Consider the following 16,419-nt stretch of genomic DNA (forward strand, 5'->3'; position numbering starts at 1 on the left):
CCGGGTACAAGGCCGTTGCGCTCGCTCAGGCCGACGGCGAACTCGTCAGGACCCGTCTCCGCCGACCGCCGCCTGCGCCTCCGCGAGGGTGAACGTCCCCTCGTAGAGCGCCGTCCCGACGACGACCGCGCCTGCGCCCGCAGCCGCGAGTGCGCGGACGTCGTCGACGGTGGCGACGCCGCCGCTGGCGATCACCGGGATATCGACCGCGTCGACCACCGCCTCGACCGGACCGGTGCGGACCCCGGTCTGGCGTCCTTCGACGTCGACGTCGGTGAAGAGGATGGCCGCTGCACCGAGGTCCTCGTAGCGGGTCGCCGCCGCGGCGGGGTCGAGACCAGTCCCCTCCGTCCACCCGGACACGACGACCTCGCCGTCTTTCGCATCGAGGCTCACGACGACAGTTCCCGGATGCGTCTCGCTGATCGCGGCCACGATGTCGGGGTCCTCGACGGCGGCCGTCCCGAGGATGACGTGCTCGACACCGCTGTCGAGCAGTGATCTGGCGTCTTCGGCCGTCCGGATCCCCCCGCCGAGTTGGACCGGGACGGACACCGCGTCGACGATGGCCTCGATCGCCGCGGCGTTCGCCCGTTCCCCGTCGAAGGCGCCGTCGAGATCGACCAGGTGGAGCGCGGTCGCTCCCTGGTCGACCCATCGCTGTGCCGCCGCGACCGGGTCACCGTAGCGAGTGCCGGTCCCGCGTTCGCCCTGGACGAGCTGGACCGCCTCGCCGTCTTTGACGTCGACGGCGGGGATCACCGCGAAGGACTCGAAGGTCATGCCAATCGGTACCTCCCGCCCGCGCTTAAACGACGTGGGTCCGCCTGAGCGAACCACATTCGAAACGTGCCAGACACATCAAAATCCCGAGGAACGCCCGTCTGGCGACTCTTTGGTACACCTAAAGTACAAAAAGGAAAATACTATCCCGGAAGCCGCCGAACGAGGCTAGTGATGCCGACAGTAGAATACCTCAATTACGAGACGCTGGACGACCAGGGATGGGACCTGGACGACGACGATGTGTTCGAGAAGGCCGACGGTGCTGGCCTCGACGAGGAGGATTACGGGACCCTCGACGTCGCCGAAGGGGAGTATATCCTCGAAGCAGCCGAAGCCCAGGGCTACGATTGGCCGTTCTCGTGCCGCGCGGGCGCCTGTGCGAACTGTGCAGCGATCCTCAAGGAGGGCGAGATCGACATGGACATGCAGCAGATCCTCTCCGACGAGGAAGTCGAAGACAAGGGCGTTCGCCTGACCTGCATCGGCTCCGCTGCCGAAGAAGAAGTCAAGATCGTCTACAACGCCAAGCACCTGGACTACCTCCAGGACCGCGTCATCTGAAGGCCCGACCTTCCACGTTCTTTCGCGCAGCGATCCGGGAGCGGCCGTGCCGCTCGTCAGATCTCACTCCTGGTCTCTTCGACGAGTCTCGGTTTTCGGTCTCGAAGTGAAGTAATTCACTGCTGGGCCCGTAGGTGATCTATGGCGCCAGCGACGATGCGGTTCGAAACACACGCGAATCTTCCCACGGAGGGCGCGACCCTCATCGAGGGACTGCCGGGTCACGGGATGGTCGCGTCGATTGCCGTCGAACAGATCGTTGATCAACTGGACATGACGCACGCCGCGAGCGTTGAATCGGATGCCTACTTCCCGATACTCACGTACCGCGACGGTGGCCTTCAGGACGCAGTACGGGTGTACGCACACGCTGACGCGTCCCTTCTCGCGCTGATGAGCGATACGGCGATCCCACCGGACGCGTTCCCCGCCCTCGGCGAAACGCTGGTCGGTGAACTGGCCACCCGACTCTCGCGGGCGATCTTTCTGGTCGAAGTACCCACCGAACGAGGTACCGAGGACGGCGTCGTCACGGCCGTGGGTTCGACAGACGACCTTCGGTCGTCGTTGCTGGACGCCTCGATCACCATCGAACGCGAAGAAGGGTTGCTCATCGGCCCCACCGGGGCGTTGGCCAGCGCTTTTTATCACGCGGGGGTCCCGACTGTCGTTCTCCTCGTCAAAACCGGTCTTGATCCCTTCGTTCCGGACCCGGGTGGAGCGAAGACGCTCATCGACGAAGCACTCGAACCGCTCGTCGATTTTGCCATCGACACGACGCCGCTCGCCGCCCGTGCCGAGGCGATTCGCGCGGACATGCAGTCCATGGCCACGCAACTCAAACACCTCTCGGACGGCACGGGCTTCGTCGAGTCGACCTACGACTCGATGTACCAGTAGGGCTGCGGTCGAGGGCCCTCGTCGCACGTGGGCTACCAGTCCTTCCAGGCCGGTTCCTCGGTAGCGTCGTCCGCCCGCTCTATCTCGGCCTGTCGCCGTCGCGCCCGCTCGAGAAACGCCGGCGGGAGGCCGTCGATGTCACCGACCTGTACTCGCCAGAGGTTCGCGTACAGTCCCGCCGTCTCGAGGAGTTCGTCGTGGGTCCCCCGTTCGACGATTTCCCCGTCGTCGAGGACGAGGATTTGGTCGGCCCGGCGGACCGTCGAGAGTCGGTGGGCGATGACGAAGGTGGTCCGGTCGCGGGCGAATTTGTCGATGCTCTCCTGGATAAGCGCTTCCGTCTCGGTGTCGACGTGGCTGGTCGCCTCGTCGAGGACCAGTATCTCGGGGTCCTTGAGCACGGTTCGGGCGAGGGCGAGGCGCTGGCGTTGCCCACCCGAGAGTCTGACGCCCCGTTCGCCGACGAGGGTCTCGTAGCCTCGCGGGAGATTCTGGACGAATTCGTGGGCCTGGGCCCGTTTCGCCGCCCGTTCGACGGCGGCGTCAGAGGCCTCGAACCTCCCGTACCGGATGTTCTCCCCGACGGTTCCGTAGAACAGGAACGGGTCCTGACTGACGTAGCCGATGGACTGCCGGAGGCTCGCGAGGGAGACCTCACGCACGTCCTGTCCGTCGATGCGAACGGCGCCCGCGTCCACGTCGTAGAGGCGGGGGAGCAACTGCAGGAGCGTCGACTTCCCCGCGCCGGTCGGCCCCACGATGCCGACGGTGTGGCCACCATCCACGTCGAAGGAGACGCCGGAGATGACCCGGTCGTCGGTGTAGGCGAACCTGACGTCCTCGTACTCCACCCGTCCCGCCTGGACGGAGAGTGGGTCGGCGTCACTCGGTTCTTCGATCGATTCCTCGCGTCGGAGCAGCGTCTGTACCCGCGTTCCGGCGGCCTTCGCCCGCTCGTAGTCGTCGACCACCGCACCGAACTGGACGATAGGCCAGAGATACTGCTGGGCGTAGATCACGAAGGTGACGAACTCGCCGGGCGAGAGCGTCGCCGTCAGATCGAGCGGCGGGCCCGTGAGGACCCAGTAGCCACCGACGAGGAAGGTGACGGCGAACCCGACGCCGGCGATGAGGGTCAGCCCCGGAAAGTAGGTGATCTGCACCTTGACCGCGTCGAGGTTCGCCCGGAGGTACTCGGCGGACGCCTCGGCGACCCGCTCTCGCTCGTACGCCGACGCGTGCTCGGTCTTGATCACCTCGATCCCGCTGAGGTTGTTTTGCAGTCGTGCGTTCAAATCGCCGATCTCCCCCCGGATGGCGAGATATCTCGGTTCGATGATGCGCGTGAACGCCAGTGTGAACAACGCGAGGAGGGGGACCGGGAGGAGTGTCACCAGGGCCAGCGGTGCGTTCAGCGACAGCAGAATCGCCCCGATACCGACGAAGGTCGCGACGATCCAGAAGATGGCATTCAATCCGTCCTCGAGGAACGTCTCCAGGGCGTTGACGTCGTTGTTGAGGATGCTCATCAGTTCGCCGGTCCGCTGGCCGGTGAAGTACGCCAGGTCCTGTCGTTGTAACTTCGTGTAGGTGTCGACCCGGAGGTGATGCTGGATGCGCTGGGCGAAGACGTTCCACCCCCAGTCCTCGAACCACGAGGCCACGGCCCCGACGACGGTCGCGATCAGTAACACCCCGATGGCGAACCACACCTGTCCCACGTCGGTCCCCGGAATCCAGGCCGGCGGCACCAGCGGGAGGGCGAACGACCGCTGGTCCAGGAAGATGGCGTCGACGGCGAGGCCGATCACGAACGCTGGAATTAGCGCGACCGCTCGCCCGACGACAGTGTTGATCGCCCCGAGGGACGCGTAGTGCAGGTTCTCCCGGCCGTACCTCGCAAAGATGGACCAGACCGGCCCGGTCACCCGAGTACTGGTCCTCTCGGTGTCCTCCCCAGCCACCATAGGTCCCGTTTCGGCGTCGACGGGCTTCACTCTGTGGCGACGCCCACTCGAGCGGGGCCGATGGCGTCATCGATTTCAACAACAGCTAAATCGCCCGCGCCGGGATGTCACAGTAGTGTCCACGCTTCCCGACCTCCTCCGGCTAGTCGCCGTCCCGGTCATCGGGTGGGCGGCCTATCGCGACCTCCGTACCCGGCGGGTGCCGAACGCTCTCTGGGGGCCACTGACGCTCCTTGGTCTCCTGCTGCTCGCCTGGGAGGGCCTGCAACTCGCCGGCAGTCCGTTCTGGCGACTCTGGGCGCTCCGGGTCGCGTTGAGCATCGGTATCGTGGTGCCGCTGGCGTACGGCTTCTGGTACGTCGGGGGGTTCGGCGGGGCCGACGCGAAGGCGTTCATGGTTCTGGCCGTCCTGCTGCCAACGTTCCCCACGTACCAGATCGGCACGACCCTGTTCCCGCTCGTGACGACCGACGTGGGCATCTTCTCGCTCTCGGTGCTCACGAACACGGTGCTCGTGGCCCTGGGCTACCCCCTCGCGCTGGCGGTGCGAAACCTCCTGCGGGGCGAACTGTCCTGGGTGATGTTCCTGGGCCGGCCGGTCGCCGTCGACGCGTTGCCGACCCTCCACGGGAGCCTCCTCGAGACGCCGACGGGCCGCACCCGAAACGGCCTCGATCTCGACGCGCTCCGGATGTACCTCCGGTGGCGGGGCATCTCGCTCGCCGACCTCCGGGAGAACCCGTCGCTTCGCGATCCAGCGACCCTCCCCGACGAGCCGAACGACCCGACCGACGGGGCGGTCGTCACCGACGGGAGTGGTGACCCCTGGGGCGCGGCTGCGTTCCTCGAGGACATCGACTCGAGTGCCTACGGGACGTCGCCCGAGAAGCTCCGGGCTGGGCTGGATCTCCTGTCCGAGGCCGACGAAGTGTGGATCACGCCCGGTATCCCCTTCATCGTCCCCACGTTCGTCGGTCTGCTGGTCGGCTTGACCGTCGGCGACCTGCTGTACGTCGCCCTCGCCGCCGTCGGCCTCGTGTGAGGCCAGGGACGAAACGGCTATCCGGGCCGGCGCCGTTCGCGCCAGTATGTCCGCGTTCGCGGTCGATATCGAGTTCGACGAGGACGGCCTGGTACCGGTCGTCGCCCAGGACGTCGACACCGAGGAGGTGTTGATGGTCGCGTACGCCACCCGCGAGGCGGTGGAACGCACGCAGGAGACTGGTCGAGCCCACTACTACTCCCGGAGCAGACAGGAACTCTGGGAGAAGGGGGCGACCAGCGGGAACAGCCAGGCGGTTGACGAGATTCGGGTCGATTGCGACGGCGATACGCTTCTCTACCGCGTCCACCAGGAGGGCGGCGCCTGTCACACCGGCCACCGCTCGTGTTTCTACCGCACCCTCGACGGTGAGAACGTCGGCGAACTCGTCTTCGACCCAGACGATGTCTACTGAGTCACTCGTCGACGACCTCCGGAGTGCCCGGCAAGCACTCGAGGACGCAGAGGCCGCCGTCGCAGCAATCGGCGAGGACCAGCTCGAACGGCTTCGGTCTGCTCGAGATGATCTGCTCTCGCTGCTCGACAGCTACGAGGGCCGAGCGACCGGTTCGGGTGATTTCCAGGCGTATCTCGAGTTCCAGGAGGCGGTGGCGGACCACGTCGAAGACCTCCCCGAGGACCTTCCCGAACGCGAGGTATTCGAGGCGATCGACGAAAGCTTCGAGAAGCGGCGCCTCTCCGAGAGCGACTTCGACGCCGCCCGCGACGCACTCGGCCCCGTCGACGACCTCGTCGACAGACTCGGCCAGCGCGAGCAGGCCCACGAACGGTACCGGGCCACCCGTCGAGACGTCGAGTCGCGACTGCGCGAGATCGACGAGGAGATCGACCGTCTCGAGCGCGTCGCGACGCTGGCCGACGCCGACCTCGACGCCCCCGTCGACGAACTCCGCGAGCCGATGACGTCGTACAACGACTCGGTCGCGGACGCATTCACGTCGTTCAAACGGGACGACCCCGCCAGGGACGTGCTTGCGTTCGTCGAAGCGACGCGGTCGTTCCCGCTGGCCCGGTACCCCGACCCGCCGGACGACCTGGCGGCGTTCCTCGCCGATGCGTCGGTGGGTACCGAACCGATCCCGACGCTCCTGGAGTACGCCGACTACTCGCGCTCGAAACTCGAACACTACGTCGACCAGCCCCAGACGTTCATGCGTGTCGTCGGTGGCAACCGAACCTACTTCGATCGCCTCGACGCCGAACCGCTCCAGTTCGAGTGGCCGCCCGCCCCGGCGGACGAGGTGCGCTGGCGGGCCGACGAACTCGTCTCGGTCGTGAACCGCTTCGCCCCGGATTCGGTCGTCGAACAACTGGAGCGTGTCCACGCTCTCGCGCGCGACGAACCCCACTACGAACACCTTCGGCTGACGGCCCGCGCACGCGAGGAACTCTCTCAGGCGGAACGCGAACGGGTGGCTGCCGGGGCGGTGGGTGACGACATCGAGGCCCTCGAGTCCGAACGCGAACGCCTCACCACGGCCCTCGAGGAGTACTGACGCCGTGGCCTGACCGTTCTCACCTGTCCTACTCCAGCAGAAACCGTGGCAACCTGACTGCATCGACGTCCCGATCGTGTGGATCGAGGAAGCTGGGCCGCGAGAGTGCGTCCGGACGGTCGGTTCGGCTCGTCGGGACGCGGACCAACTCGAGGGACTCCGGGTTCTCACGTCGCCGTTCGACGAGTTCCTTCCAGAGTCGCCACTCACCGTCGGTTCCCTCGTTGGCCTCCGGTCCCGTCACCTCCTCTCCGGTGCGTACCTCCTCCTCGGCGATGCTCTTGCCCTCGTCGTAGGCGAGTTGGACGAGTGGCCGACTCGCCTCCCGGGCGAGGCGCTCGACCTCTTCGGGGTGGTCGTTGCCGAGTGCCGCGTCGACACCGAGGGCGTACGCCCGGAACATCGCGTCTTCACGAGAGAGGCTCACCCAGTCCACGTCGAATGCTTTCTCGTACATCTACCGCACCTGGTCGACCTTCTGATCGGGGTGGACGGCGATACCACCCGACGAGAAGGAGACGGCGTGCATGTCGCAGTCGATGTCGGTTCCTCGCATCTTGATGACCTGGACTGCACGTTGCATCCCCCCAGCCTCCATGAAGTTGTGGAAGAAGATGACGCCGTGGGCGAGGAAGTGCTCGGCCGAGTACGCCGAGGGGTCGGTCATCTCGGAGATCAGGATGATGGTGGCGTCGGTCTGTTTCAGGCGGGTGGCGAACTCGGTGAGGGCGTTGTCCGGATCCTCGACGAAGTGGGTGAGCAACATCGTCGAGTCGATGACGGCCCGATCCACACCGATCTCCTCGATCATCGCGGCGACGCGGTTCGTCAGGCCCCCCTCGGTCCCGTACTTGGTGAGCGACATCCGCGCCTTCTCCGAGGTGAGGTTGAGAAAGCGCGCGTTCTTCGCCGTGATGGCCTGCTCGAAGCCGAACTCGAAGGAGGCCATGTCCTGGATCAACTCCTCGCGCGTCTCGTGCATCGTGATGTAGAGGCTCGTCTCGTCGTTGCGGGCCCCTTCGGTGATGAACTGCGAGGCGAACGTCGTCTTGCCGCTTCCCGGCGGCCCGCTGATGACGTACAGTCGGTTCGCGGGCACCCCTCCATCCAGCAACCGGTCCATCCCTCGACACCCCGTTGGCACGCGCATTGGCACGACGATGGCGACGCTGGACTATAGGCTTCCGGGATTTCCGGACACGAGAGTTTATAGGCCATGGGCGGTCTATCTGGGTGCGAATGGCCGAGGTTCGCGACCAGGAACTCGTCGACCGATTCGAGACGTTCTATCGGCGGTACTACGCCGACGAGATCGCCGAACTCGCGCGGGGCTACCCACGCGAGCGCAAGTCCCTGGAGATCGACTGGGAGGACCTCTTCCGGTTCGACCCGGACTTCGCGGACGACGTCGTCAGCTATCCCGACCGGTTCCGCGACGCCGCCGAGGAGGCCCTCCGTCTCTACGACCTCCCCGTGGACGTCTCGCTCGCGCAGGCACACGTCCGCATCCAGAACCTCGGCGAGGTAACCGAGATCCGGGAGATCCGCTCGGATCACATCAACACGCTCGTGAGCGTCCGTGGTATCGTCCGCAAGGCCACCAACGTCCGCCCGAAGATCCAGGAGGCGACGTTCGTCTGCCAGCGCTGTGGCGCGGAGACGATCGTCCCCCAGACCGACGCCGGCTTCCAGGACCCCTACCAGTGCGAGTCCTGCGAGCGCCAGGGCCCTTTCCAGCTCGACGCCGAGGATTCCGAGTTCGTCGACGCGCAGAAACTCCGGGTCCAGGAGAGTCCCGAGGGACTGGGCGGCGGCGAGACGCCCCAGGCCGTGGACATGAACGTCGAGGACGACCTCACGGGCGAGGTCACGCCCGGCGACCACGTCGTCGCGACGGGCATCCTCCGTCTCGACCAGGGCAAGGAGAACTCCGACTCCCCCATCTTCGACGTCTACCTCGAGGGCGTCTCCCTCGACGTCGAGGACGAGGAGTTCGAGGAGATGGACATCACGGAGGCCGACAAGCGCGAGATCATCGAGCTCTCCGAGACCGAGGACCTCTACGAACAGATCGTCGACTCCCTGGCCCCCGCCATCTACGGCTACGAGCAGGCCAAACTCGCGATGGCCCTGCAGCTGTTCTCCGGAGTCACCAAGCACCTCCCCGACGGCTCCCGGATCCGTGGCGACCTACACATGCTCTTGATCGGGGACCCTGGTACGGGGAAGTGTGTCGCTGGGAACACGAACGTAACTCTCGCCGACGGAACCCGGCGACCGATTCGTGATATTGTAGAAGCTGAACTGGACGATCCGAAACCGGTCGACGACGGCGTCTATCAGGAGGTGGACATCCCACTTCCGACGATGGATGCCACGGGTGACCTGCGCATCGGCCGAGCGACGAAGGTCTGGAAGCGGGAGGCACCCGACCAGCTGTATCGTATCCATCTTGCCGACGGGACCTCGCTAGAGGTCACTCCGTCTCATCCGCTGTTCGTCAGGCGGAATGGTGGCCCGGAGGCCGCCAAAGCCGAAAATCTGTCAGAGGGTATCGTCGTTGCGACTGCGAACCCTGTCGCGGTCGACGGTGGATCAATGGTTGCCGATCCGGTGCAGGAGAATGATAACGGTCAACTGCGACGAACTGCGTCGAAACGGTCACGCGAAGTGGCCGGACTACCAACGTCCGTCGGTTGGACGAAAATTGACGACATCGAGACCGTCGCCCCAGAGAACGAGTGGGTGTACGACCTGGAGGTCGAGGGTACGCACAACTACCTCACGGAACACGTCGTCTCGCACAACTCACAGCTACTTCAGTACATCCGAAACATCGCGCCCCGTTCGGTGTACACCTCCGGCAAGGGCAGCAGTTCGGCCGGGTTGACGGCCGCGGCGGTCCGCGACGACTTCGGCGACGGGCAGCAGTGGACCCTCGAAGCGGGGGCGCTCGTCCTCGCCGACCAGGGCATCGCGGCTGTCGACGAATTGGATAAGATGCGGCCGGAAGATCGGTCGGCAATGCACGAAGCGCTAGAACAGCAGTCCTATCACCCTAATTCGGAGATATTGCTGGCCGATGGGAGGCGTGTGGAAATCGGCTCACTCGTCGACGAGCGGATGGCTGCGTCGCCAAACGAGGTCGTCGATGGCGTGGACTGTGAGATTCTTCCCGTCGATGACGTTCGGGTTCACTCCGTCGACATGGAGACGAACGACGTCTCGAAGGTTCCAGTGGACCGCGTCAGCCGACACGATGCACCGGACCAGTTCGTTCGGGTGACGTTCTCGAATGGGCGAAGCGTCCTCGTCACTCCCGAACATCCGATGTTCGTCGCTGGCGAGGAGGGCGTTGGAACAGTCGAAGCGCGCTCCTTAGGTACGGGGGCGTTCGTCCCTGCCCCAAGGAAACTTCCCAACTCATCGGTCCCCATATCGCTGGACGGCGAGCCACACATTGGTAAAGAGAAGGACATCGACCTGCCCCACGAAATGTCAGACGACCTGGCAGAGATTCTGGGATTCCTCGTGGCAGAAGGACACTCGTACGCCGGTTCGTCTCACGAGATTGGTTTCTCTAACCAGGATGAGCGGCTTTTGGCCCGGATGGACTCGCTATTCCACACGGTCTTCGGGATGGAGAGCACGAATACGACGAACAGTGCAGGGACTGTCACCCAACGGTGGGTCTCTACCAAGCTCTATCGCTGGTTCGAGCAGAATTTCCCGAAATTGATGGAGAAGGCTCGGAAAAAGCGCATTCCCGACGCTATTCTCGGTGGGTCCGAAGAGGAAATCCGCCGTTTCCTCGTCGGTGCGTTCGCGGGTGACGGGGGTGTCGAAAGCGAGGCAATGGCATTTTCGACTGCTTCTCCGGATCTCGCAGAGGATTATGCAGATGCCCTAGCCAAAATCGGTGTAGCCTCGCGGATTCATTACAGCAAGACCGAAGATTCGTGGAAGACGTACGTTATGGGCGACTCCACTGAACGATTCGTCGAACACGTAGTGGAACCAACCGATGATCGTTTCGAAAAGGCACGAGCGTTCGTCGACCGTAGTCTCGAAACGAAGCGACACCACGACGTTCTTCCAACGAGTGCGGCGAGAGAACTTCGCTCGTTAAAGCGATTGTTGGGCGTCAGTTTGACCGGGAAATTCCGACCGCATCTTGACAACGATTACGGCGTACGAATCGAGACTATAGAGGCCGAGCTAGACGCGTTATGGTCGAGGGCTACAGAGGTTCGTGACACACTCGAAGACACTACCACTCTGTCCGAGGTCCGCTCGGTTATTGGGTGGTCTGGTCGTGCGCTCGCGGACCGGCTCGATGGAGTGACGACGAGCGCGATTCACTACGCCGAAGAGGGAGGCTACGATGTCGACCATCGAAACCGGCTAATCGCACGGGCAAAAAGTGCGATTCGGGACGCCCTTTCCGAGTTCGAATCGCGGGCCGCCGTTCTCCAGGCAAAGACCGATCTCAGGTACTATCGCGTAACGGACGTAGAAACGGTACCGAACGAAGGCGAGTACGAGACTGACTGGGTGTACGACGTCACTGTGGAACCGACGAATACGTTCGTGAGCCAGGGCGTCGTTCTCCACAACTCCATCAGCATCAGCAAGGCCGGCATCAACGCCACCCTGAAAGCACGCTGTTCGCTCCTTGGCGCCGCGAACCCGAAGTACGGCCGTTTCGATCAGTACGAGTCGATCGGCGAGCAGATCGACCTCGAACCGGCGCTCATCTCGCGGTTCGACCTCATCTTCACCATCACCGACCAGCCTGACGCCGAACGCGACGCCGAACTGGCCAACCACATCCTGCAGACCAACTACGCCGGCGAGTTGAACACCCACCGCTCGAACGTGACGACCTCGAACGTCTCCGACGAGGAGGTGGAGGGGGCGACCGAGGAGGTCGAACCGGCCATCGACGCCGAACTCCTCCGGAAGTACGTCGCCTACTCCCGGCGCACCACCTTCCCGACGATGACGCCGGAGGCGCGCTCGACCATCGAGGACTTCTACGTCGACCTGCGCTCGAAGGGCCAGGACGAGGACGCACCGGTCCCGGTCACCGCCCGGAAACTCGAGGCGCTGGTGCGGTTGGCCGAGGCGAGCGCGCGGGTTCGCCTCTCCGATACGGTCGAGAAGGCCGACGCCGAGCGGGTCATCGAGATCGTCCGCACCTCCCTGCAGGCGGTGGGCGTCGACCCCGAGACCGACCAGTACGACGCGGACGTCATCGAGACGGGGACCTCGAAATCACAGCGCGACCGCATCAAGAACATCAAACACCTCATCGAGGACATCGAATCCGAGTTCGACGAGGGGGCGCCGGTCGACGAGGTGCTCGCCCGGGCCGAGGAGGTCGGTATGGAACGCAGCAAAGCCGAACACGAGATCGAGAAGCTGAAACAGCGCGGCGAGGTCTACGAACCCAGCACCGACCACCTGCGGACGACCTGAGACGCCGACGGGATGTCGGAACGCTCAACTTCCCGCTCCGCCCACCACCGGTAGATGGACCGCATCGCCGCTATCCGGAACGTCGAGGACGCACTCGCGGACTTCGAACGGGGCGAGATCGATCTGGCGACGATGGAAGACCGCGTCCAGGGGGTCCTGCGCACCTTCGCGACGGAGTACCCGGCGGACGACAGCCAGGCGTATCGGGCGAGCGGTGCCCCCCGGGCGGACGGTATCGTCGTGCTCGCAGCCGGGCGGAGCGAAGCCAGGGAACGTGTCGGTGCGCTCCTCGACGACGACCTGGATTTCGAGGTAGCTCCCCTCGAATAATTTTCGAGAAAACCGAATTGTTTTTATCAACGTCGCACCCGAATCGAAGTAGTGCTGCTCGTGGTCACGTACTCGACGGGGGCTCGGGGGAGTCTCCGGAATAGCTGTCGGGCAGAGCCGTCGGCCGTGGTCCGTCGGTTCGGTCGGGTGGCGTTGTTCCGGGAGACGGAACTCGGCGCCTTGCTGGCCCTGCGGTTGCGTGCGAAACACGGCGACGACGTCCAACTCGAACGCACGGAGCCGCTGAACGAGTTCGCGGACGTCCCCGCACGGGTGCGGGACGCGGCGCAGGCGTACGAGGCGCGTGACCACCCGAGTACCTCGTATGCGAACTTCGTCGCCGGGACCGACCACCCGTCGGCCGAAGCGCTCCACGACGTCGAGTTATGAAGGTAACACTCGGTGAGCGAACCCTCCGCGGTCGCGCCCTGGATCTCCGGGGCGAACCTGTCGATCCGAGGTGGATTCTCGACGCGATCAACGAGGCCGGTTCCTCGGTCGTGTCCTGTCCACGACCGAGAAGGATCCACTCGTTCGTCGGCCGTATCGAGACCGGCATGCACCTTTCACTCCGATCAGCGCTGGCGGCCGCCGCCCGCTCGCGGGGCATGGCGTCGTCGTTCGCCGAACGGATCGCCGCACTCGACCGGTCCATCGAGGAGATCGAGGTCGAGCCGATCGACCTCGTTCCCGTCCGCAGACGAGCAGCCGAGGCGGGGGCCGACGTCGCGGCACTCCGGGAACGTGTCGCGCACCTGCGTGGCCGACTCGATGCGGAACGGGAGGCGGGCGGGGCGACCGAACGATCACGGGCCGCCCTGCGCGAGGCGATCACCGCCCTCTCCGAGGCCGAGACGGAGGAACTGGCCGCCCAACAGGCCCTCGCCGACGCTGAACGCGACGCCCGTGCCGTTCGTGACCGACGGGACCGTCGACTCCGACTGGTCGACGAGCGGGACAATCTGGCCCGCCGCGCCCGAACCGAACTCGCGACCAAGCTCTACCCGCAGTTCCGTCGCGCACTCGATTCCCTTCCGGTCGCATCTAGCGCGGGTGAGCGACCGGCCGACTACGCTGGCGATCAGTCGTCCGCCGCACTGGCCGCCGCCCGTATCGCCGCCATCCGCGCCCCTCTCGTCCTCGTCGACGGCCCGTTCGCCACCGCCGTCGCCGCACGGGCGGCCCTGGACGCGCCGGTCGTGCTCGTGTGAGCGTTTATAGTCCGGAACGGACCCATCCTGGGGTATGCAACTGCGCGCAACGACCCACGAGGTGGCTGGAATCATCCTCGTCTCGCTCGTGGTACGCAACGACGCGGCCGAGCCACGCCGATTCCGCGTGGCGAACAGGCTGAACGGTCCAGTCTGGCCCCCTCGCGTCCACGGTATCACGGCGCCGGGATGGGACGAGGCGGGATACGAGGGCGTCCTGGCCGCGGGCGGGACGCGCCCCCTCGGATTCGCCACCACGGGATCGCCTGTCGATCCGCCCGCCGAACTGGTGTGGTCGGAACCGGCCGGCGAGTCCGAACCGGCGGAAACGAGTCCCGAAGCGATTCTTCGCTCGTTCGGGGATCCTCGGCCACCCGCCGACGTCGTCGTTCCGGACTATCTCGCCGACGAGGACCAGGGGGCCGAGGACGGGGAGACGCCGTGATCCTCAGCGTCAGCAGCGGGAAGGGTGGCGTGGGGAAGTCCACCGTCTCGCTCGCGCTGGGCGACGTCCTCGACGCGGTGGTCGTCGACGGCGACGTCACCATGGCCGACCTGCCCGCCGGTGCCGGGCCGACGCTCACGGACGTGCTCGCCGGGAGTGTGCGACCCGCCGAGGCGGTTCGCGATGACTGGGCCGTCTCGGTCCTCCCCGCCGGTCGCTCGCTCGCGAGTGCGCGAGCGATCGATATGGCGGCACTTACCGACGTCATCACGCGCCTCGACGAGGAGTACGGGACGGTCGTCGTCGACGGCCCCGCCGGGCTGGGAGCGGACGCTGCCCTGCCGATGACGGTCGCCGACGCCGCCGTGCTCGTCACGACGCCGGCGACGGCGGCCATCGCGGACGCGGTCCGGACGCGGGCGCTGGCCCGCGAACTCGAGGCCGGCGTCGGCGCCGTGGTGCTCAATCGGGTCCGGGAGCGTCGGCCGCCGGTCGAGAAACGCCTGGGCGGTCCGGTCGTGTCCATCCCCGAATCGACGGCCGTCGCGAGGGCGACGACCCGGGGACTCCCGCTGACGCTGGCCGCTCCCGAGAGTACCCCAGCAGAACGGATCCGATCGCTCGGTCGCCGCGTCAGTCGCGTAACGCGTCGATCGCGCTTCGAACGGTGACTGCGCTCACGCCGGCCGCATCGGCCGCTGCAGCCTGTGTGATCTGTTCGTCCGTGTCTTCGGCTGCCAGGTAGAGGCCCGCTGCAGCGACGCCGCCGGGATTTCGGCCGCCGACTGCCCTACTGCCAGCCTCGAGAATCGACCGAGCGTCGCGTTCGACGGCGGCCGAGAGGTCGAGGTCGGAGGCGAACCGGGGGAGGTACGTACGCGGCCGGATCGGTCCGGTCTGCAGCCCGAGCTCCCGGTTCATCGCGTCGTAGGCGATCTGGAGTTCCCGCTCCGCCGCGCGGGCGGCGTCCGCTATCTCACCCATCGTTCGCGCCAGCCCGTTCGTCCGGCAGACCGCGTAGACGGTCGCCGCGGCGAACCCCTCGAGGGACCGCCCTCGCAGGAGGTCGTCGTCCTGTGCCGAGTCGAAGAGGACACAGGCCTGATCGCGGACGCTTCGCGGGAGCGAGAGCGCTCCGGTCAACCGACGAATCTCGGTGAAGGCGTATATCTGGTTGCGCTCGGCGGTCGAAGAGACCCGAGAGCGGTCGTGCTGGGTCCGCATCCGGGCGACCCGTCGCCGTTTGCGTCCCTTCAGCCGACTCGATCGGCCGATCTCCGTGGACAGGCCGCGGTCGTGACGGGACCGGGTCAGCGGCGCTCCGGTCCGTTCGCGGTTCGGACCGTCAGAGAAACTTCGCCACTCCGGGCCGTGGTCGATGCGGTCCTCCGCCACGACGAGGCCGCACTGCTTGCACACCGTCTCGGTCTGGTCCGTCTGCAACGGCCCGGAGCACTCCGGGCACGAGTTCGCGTTGGTCGCACTCATCACACTTCGAGCTTCGGCCCGATCGAGTATTTAATAGACGGCCGGATCGGCCGATTCGACCCGGAACGCCGCGTCGACGCCTACCGGTAACCGGTACCCGCCGCCGAACGCCGCGCAGTCTGTCGATTTCGTCCCCGAACACTTATCCTGTCCGCGCCGCTCGGTCGAGTCGAATGGGGCTCTCGGACATCGCCGAAGGCATCGCGGTCACGGAGCGACAGCGAGAGCGCGGCGTGGCCACCGTCGACCGGACCGACCCCACGGTGAACGCGGCGATCGCCCCCTTCGAGGACGACCTGCCGTGTGACGTGGCGGACGCTGCCATCCTCGTCGACGAGTTCGTCGGCGGTGCGAGCGTCGGCGCGGCCGCCGCGAGCGCGGGACTCCCCGCCGTAACGGGCGCGAAGACACTCTTCCTGCTCGGATTCGAAGGGCTCTCGCCGCTCTCACCGCTCGGCCGCGAGATCCTCGGCGACTGGCTCGCCGGCGACATCGGCCGAACCGACGCGAAGGCGTTGACGGACGCGAGCGATGCGGAGTTCGCCCTGGCCACGTTCCTCGAAACACACGACCCCCTCCCGGACGCGGACGAACGCATCTCCACGGCGCTCCAGTCCGACGCCAACCCATCGGTCGCGAAGCGCGACGCCCTCGCGGACACGATGAGCGGCGTCGGCGACCTCCGTTGAGG

Annotated in this window: 17 protein-coding genes; 12 read left to right on the forward strand and 5 right to left on the reverse strand. The window is 65.9% G+C overall.

Features of this window, described 5'->3' with window-relative positions; translation table 11 throughout:
* Positions 1-45 precede the first annotated feature (45 nt).
* Positions 46-783: a 1-(5-phosphoribosyl)-5-[(5-phosphoribosylamino)methylideneamino]imidazole-4-carboxamide isomerase gene (gene hisA / locus HSRCO_RS00895; RefSeq protein WP_259518499.1), complete on the reverse strand. Its 738-nt coding sequence runs from the start codon at positions 781-783 to the stop codon at positions 46-48.
* Between the two features lie 174 nt (positions 784-957).
* On the opposite strand from hisA, the gene fer reads away from it, so the two are divergent.
* Positions 958-1,347, forward strand: a complete 390-nt coding sequence (fer, locus tag HSRCO_RS00900) for a ferredoxin Fer (RefSeq protein ID WP_259518500.1) — start codon at positions 958-960, stop codon at positions 1,345-1,347.
* A 141-nt stretch (positions 1,348-1,488) separates the two neighbouring features.
* Positions 1,489-2,247 carry a proteasome assembly chaperone family protein gene (locus tag HSRCO_RS00905; protein WP_259518501.1) on the forward strand — a complete coding sequence of 253 codons (759 nt, stop codon included), beginning with the start codon at positions 1,489-1,491 and terminating at the stop codon, positions 2,245-2,247.
* Between the two features lie 32 nt (positions 2,248-2,279).
* Here HSRCO_RS00905 and HSRCO_RS00910 read toward each other — a convergent pair whose 3' ends face one another.
* Positions 2,280-4,214 (reverse strand): ABC transporter ATP-binding protein, encoded by a 1,935-nt coding sequence (locus HSRCO_RS00910; protein WP_259518502.1) that lies wholly within the window; start codon positions 4,212-4,214, stop codon positions 2,280-2,282.
* Positions 4,215-4,329: 115 nt separating this feature from the next.
* Here HSRCO_RS00910 and HSRCO_RS00915 point away from each other — a divergent pair, with 115 nt between their 5' ends.
* From HSRCO_RS00915 to HSRCO_RS00925, 3 genes are read left to right on the forward strand one after another with little or no spacing between them, the layout of a single operon-like run.
* Entirely contained in the window at positions 4,330-5,256 is a 927-nt protein-coding gene (locus HSRCO_RS00915) for a prepilin peptidase (protein WP_259518503.1), read from the forward strand.
* A 46-nt stretch (positions 5,257-5,302) separates the two neighbouring features.
* Positions 5,303-5,671 (forward strand): phosphoribosyl-AMP cyclohydrolase, encoded by a 369-nt coding sequence (gene hisI / locus HSRCO_RS00920; protein ID WP_259518504.1) that lies wholly within the window; start codon positions 5,303-5,305, stop codon positions 5,669-5,671.
* Positions 5,661-6,773 (forward strand): hypothetical protein, encoded by a 1,113-nt coding sequence (locus HSRCO_RS00925; RefSeq protein WP_259518505.1) that lies wholly within the window; start codon positions 5,661-5,663, stop codon positions 6,771-6,773. Before hisI ends, HSRCO_RS00925 begins: the two co-directional genes overlap by 11 nt.
* 28 nt (positions 6,774-6,801) lie before the next feature.
* Here the strand turns inward: HSRCO_RS00925 and HSRCO_RS00930 are convergent, their stop codons facing one another.
* Together HSRCO_RS00930 and HSRCO_RS00935 are read right to left on the reverse strand one after the other, a co-directional pair.
* Positions 6,802-7,230, reverse strand: coding sequence for a hypothetical protein (locus HSRCO_RS00930; RefSeq protein ID WP_259518506.1), 429 nt, complete (start codon positions 7,228-7,230; stop codon positions 6,802-6,804).
* The gene (locus tag HSRCO_RS00935) at positions 7,231-7,923 is read right to left on the reverse strand and encodes an ATPase domain-containing protein (protein WP_259518507.1); all 693 of its coding nucleotides are present in this window, start codon (positions 7,921-7,923) and stop codon (positions 7,231-7,233) included. It lies immediately after the preceding gene.
* An 89-nt stretch (positions 7,924-8,012) separates the two neighbouring features.
* Between HSRCO_RS00935 and HSRCO_RS00940 the strand changes: the two genes are divergently transcribed.
* Genes HSRCO_RS00940 through HSRCO_RS00965 form a run of 6 tightly spaced genes read left to right on the forward strand, consistent with a single transcriptional unit; the run spans position 8,013 to position 14,911 of the window.
* Positions 8,013-12,254 (forward strand): LAGLIDADG family homing endonuclease, encoded by a 4,242-nt coding sequence (locus tag HSRCO_RS00940; RefSeq protein ID WP_259518508.1) that lies wholly within the window; start codon positions 8,013-8,015, stop codon positions 12,252-12,254.
* A gap of 54 nt (positions 12,255-12,308) precedes the next feature.
* A complete protein-coding gene (locus HSRCO_RS00945) occupies positions 12,309-12,584 on the forward strand; it encodes a hypothetical protein (protein WP_259518509.1) in 276 nt (91 codons plus the stop codon).
* 51 nt (positions 12,585-12,635) lie between these two features.
* Positions 12,636-12,974, forward strand: coding sequence for a hypothetical protein (locus HSRCO_RS00950; protein ID WP_259518510.1), 339 nt, complete (start codon positions 12,636-12,638; stop codon positions 12,972-12,974).
* A complete protein-coding gene (locus HSRCO_RS00955) occupies positions 12,971-13,795 on the forward strand; it encodes a hypothetical protein (protein WP_259518511.1) in 825 nt (274 codons plus the stop codon). Before HSRCO_RS00950 ends, HSRCO_RS00955 begins: the two co-directional genes overlap by 4 nt.
* A gap of 34 nt (positions 13,796-13,829) precedes the next feature.
* A complete protein-coding gene (locus HSRCO_RS00960) occupies positions 13,830-14,240 on the forward strand; it encodes a hypothetical protein (RefSeq protein WP_259518512.1) in 411 nt (136 codons plus the stop codon).
* A complete protein-coding gene (locus HSRCO_RS00965; protein WP_259518513.1) occupies positions 14,237-14,911 on the forward strand; it encodes a P-loop NTPase in 675 nt (224 codons plus the stop codon). The genes HSRCO_RS00960 and HSRCO_RS00965 overlap by 4 nt, the downstream gene beginning before the upstream one ends.
* Here the strand turns inward: HSRCO_RS00965 and HSRCO_RS00970 are convergent.
* Positions 14,874-15,728 carry a transcription initiation factor IIB family protein gene (locus HSRCO_RS00970; RefSeq protein WP_259518514.1) on the reverse strand — a complete coding sequence of 285 codons (855 nt, stop codon included), beginning with the start codon at positions 15,726-15,728 and terminating at the stop codon, positions 14,874-14,876. The two genes, HSRCO_RS00965 and HSRCO_RS00970, sit on opposite strands and share 38 nt — an antisense overlap.
* 173 nt (positions 15,729-15,901) lie before the next feature.
* Here HSRCO_RS00970 and HSRCO_RS00975 point away from each other — a divergent pair, with 173 nt between their 5' ends.
* Positions 15,902-16,417 (forward strand): hypothetical protein, encoded by a 516-nt coding sequence (locus HSRCO_RS00975; protein WP_259518515.1) that lies wholly within the window; start codon positions 15,902-15,904, stop codon positions 16,415-16,417.
* Positions 16,418-16,419: the final 2 nt, after the last annotated feature.

Origin of the sequence: Halanaeroarchaeum sp. HSR-CO (genome assembly GCF_024972755.1) — an archaeon.
In the GTDB taxonomy this organism is placed as follows: Archaea; Halobacteriota; Halobacteria; order Halobacteriales; family Halobacteriaceae; genus Halanaeroarchaeum.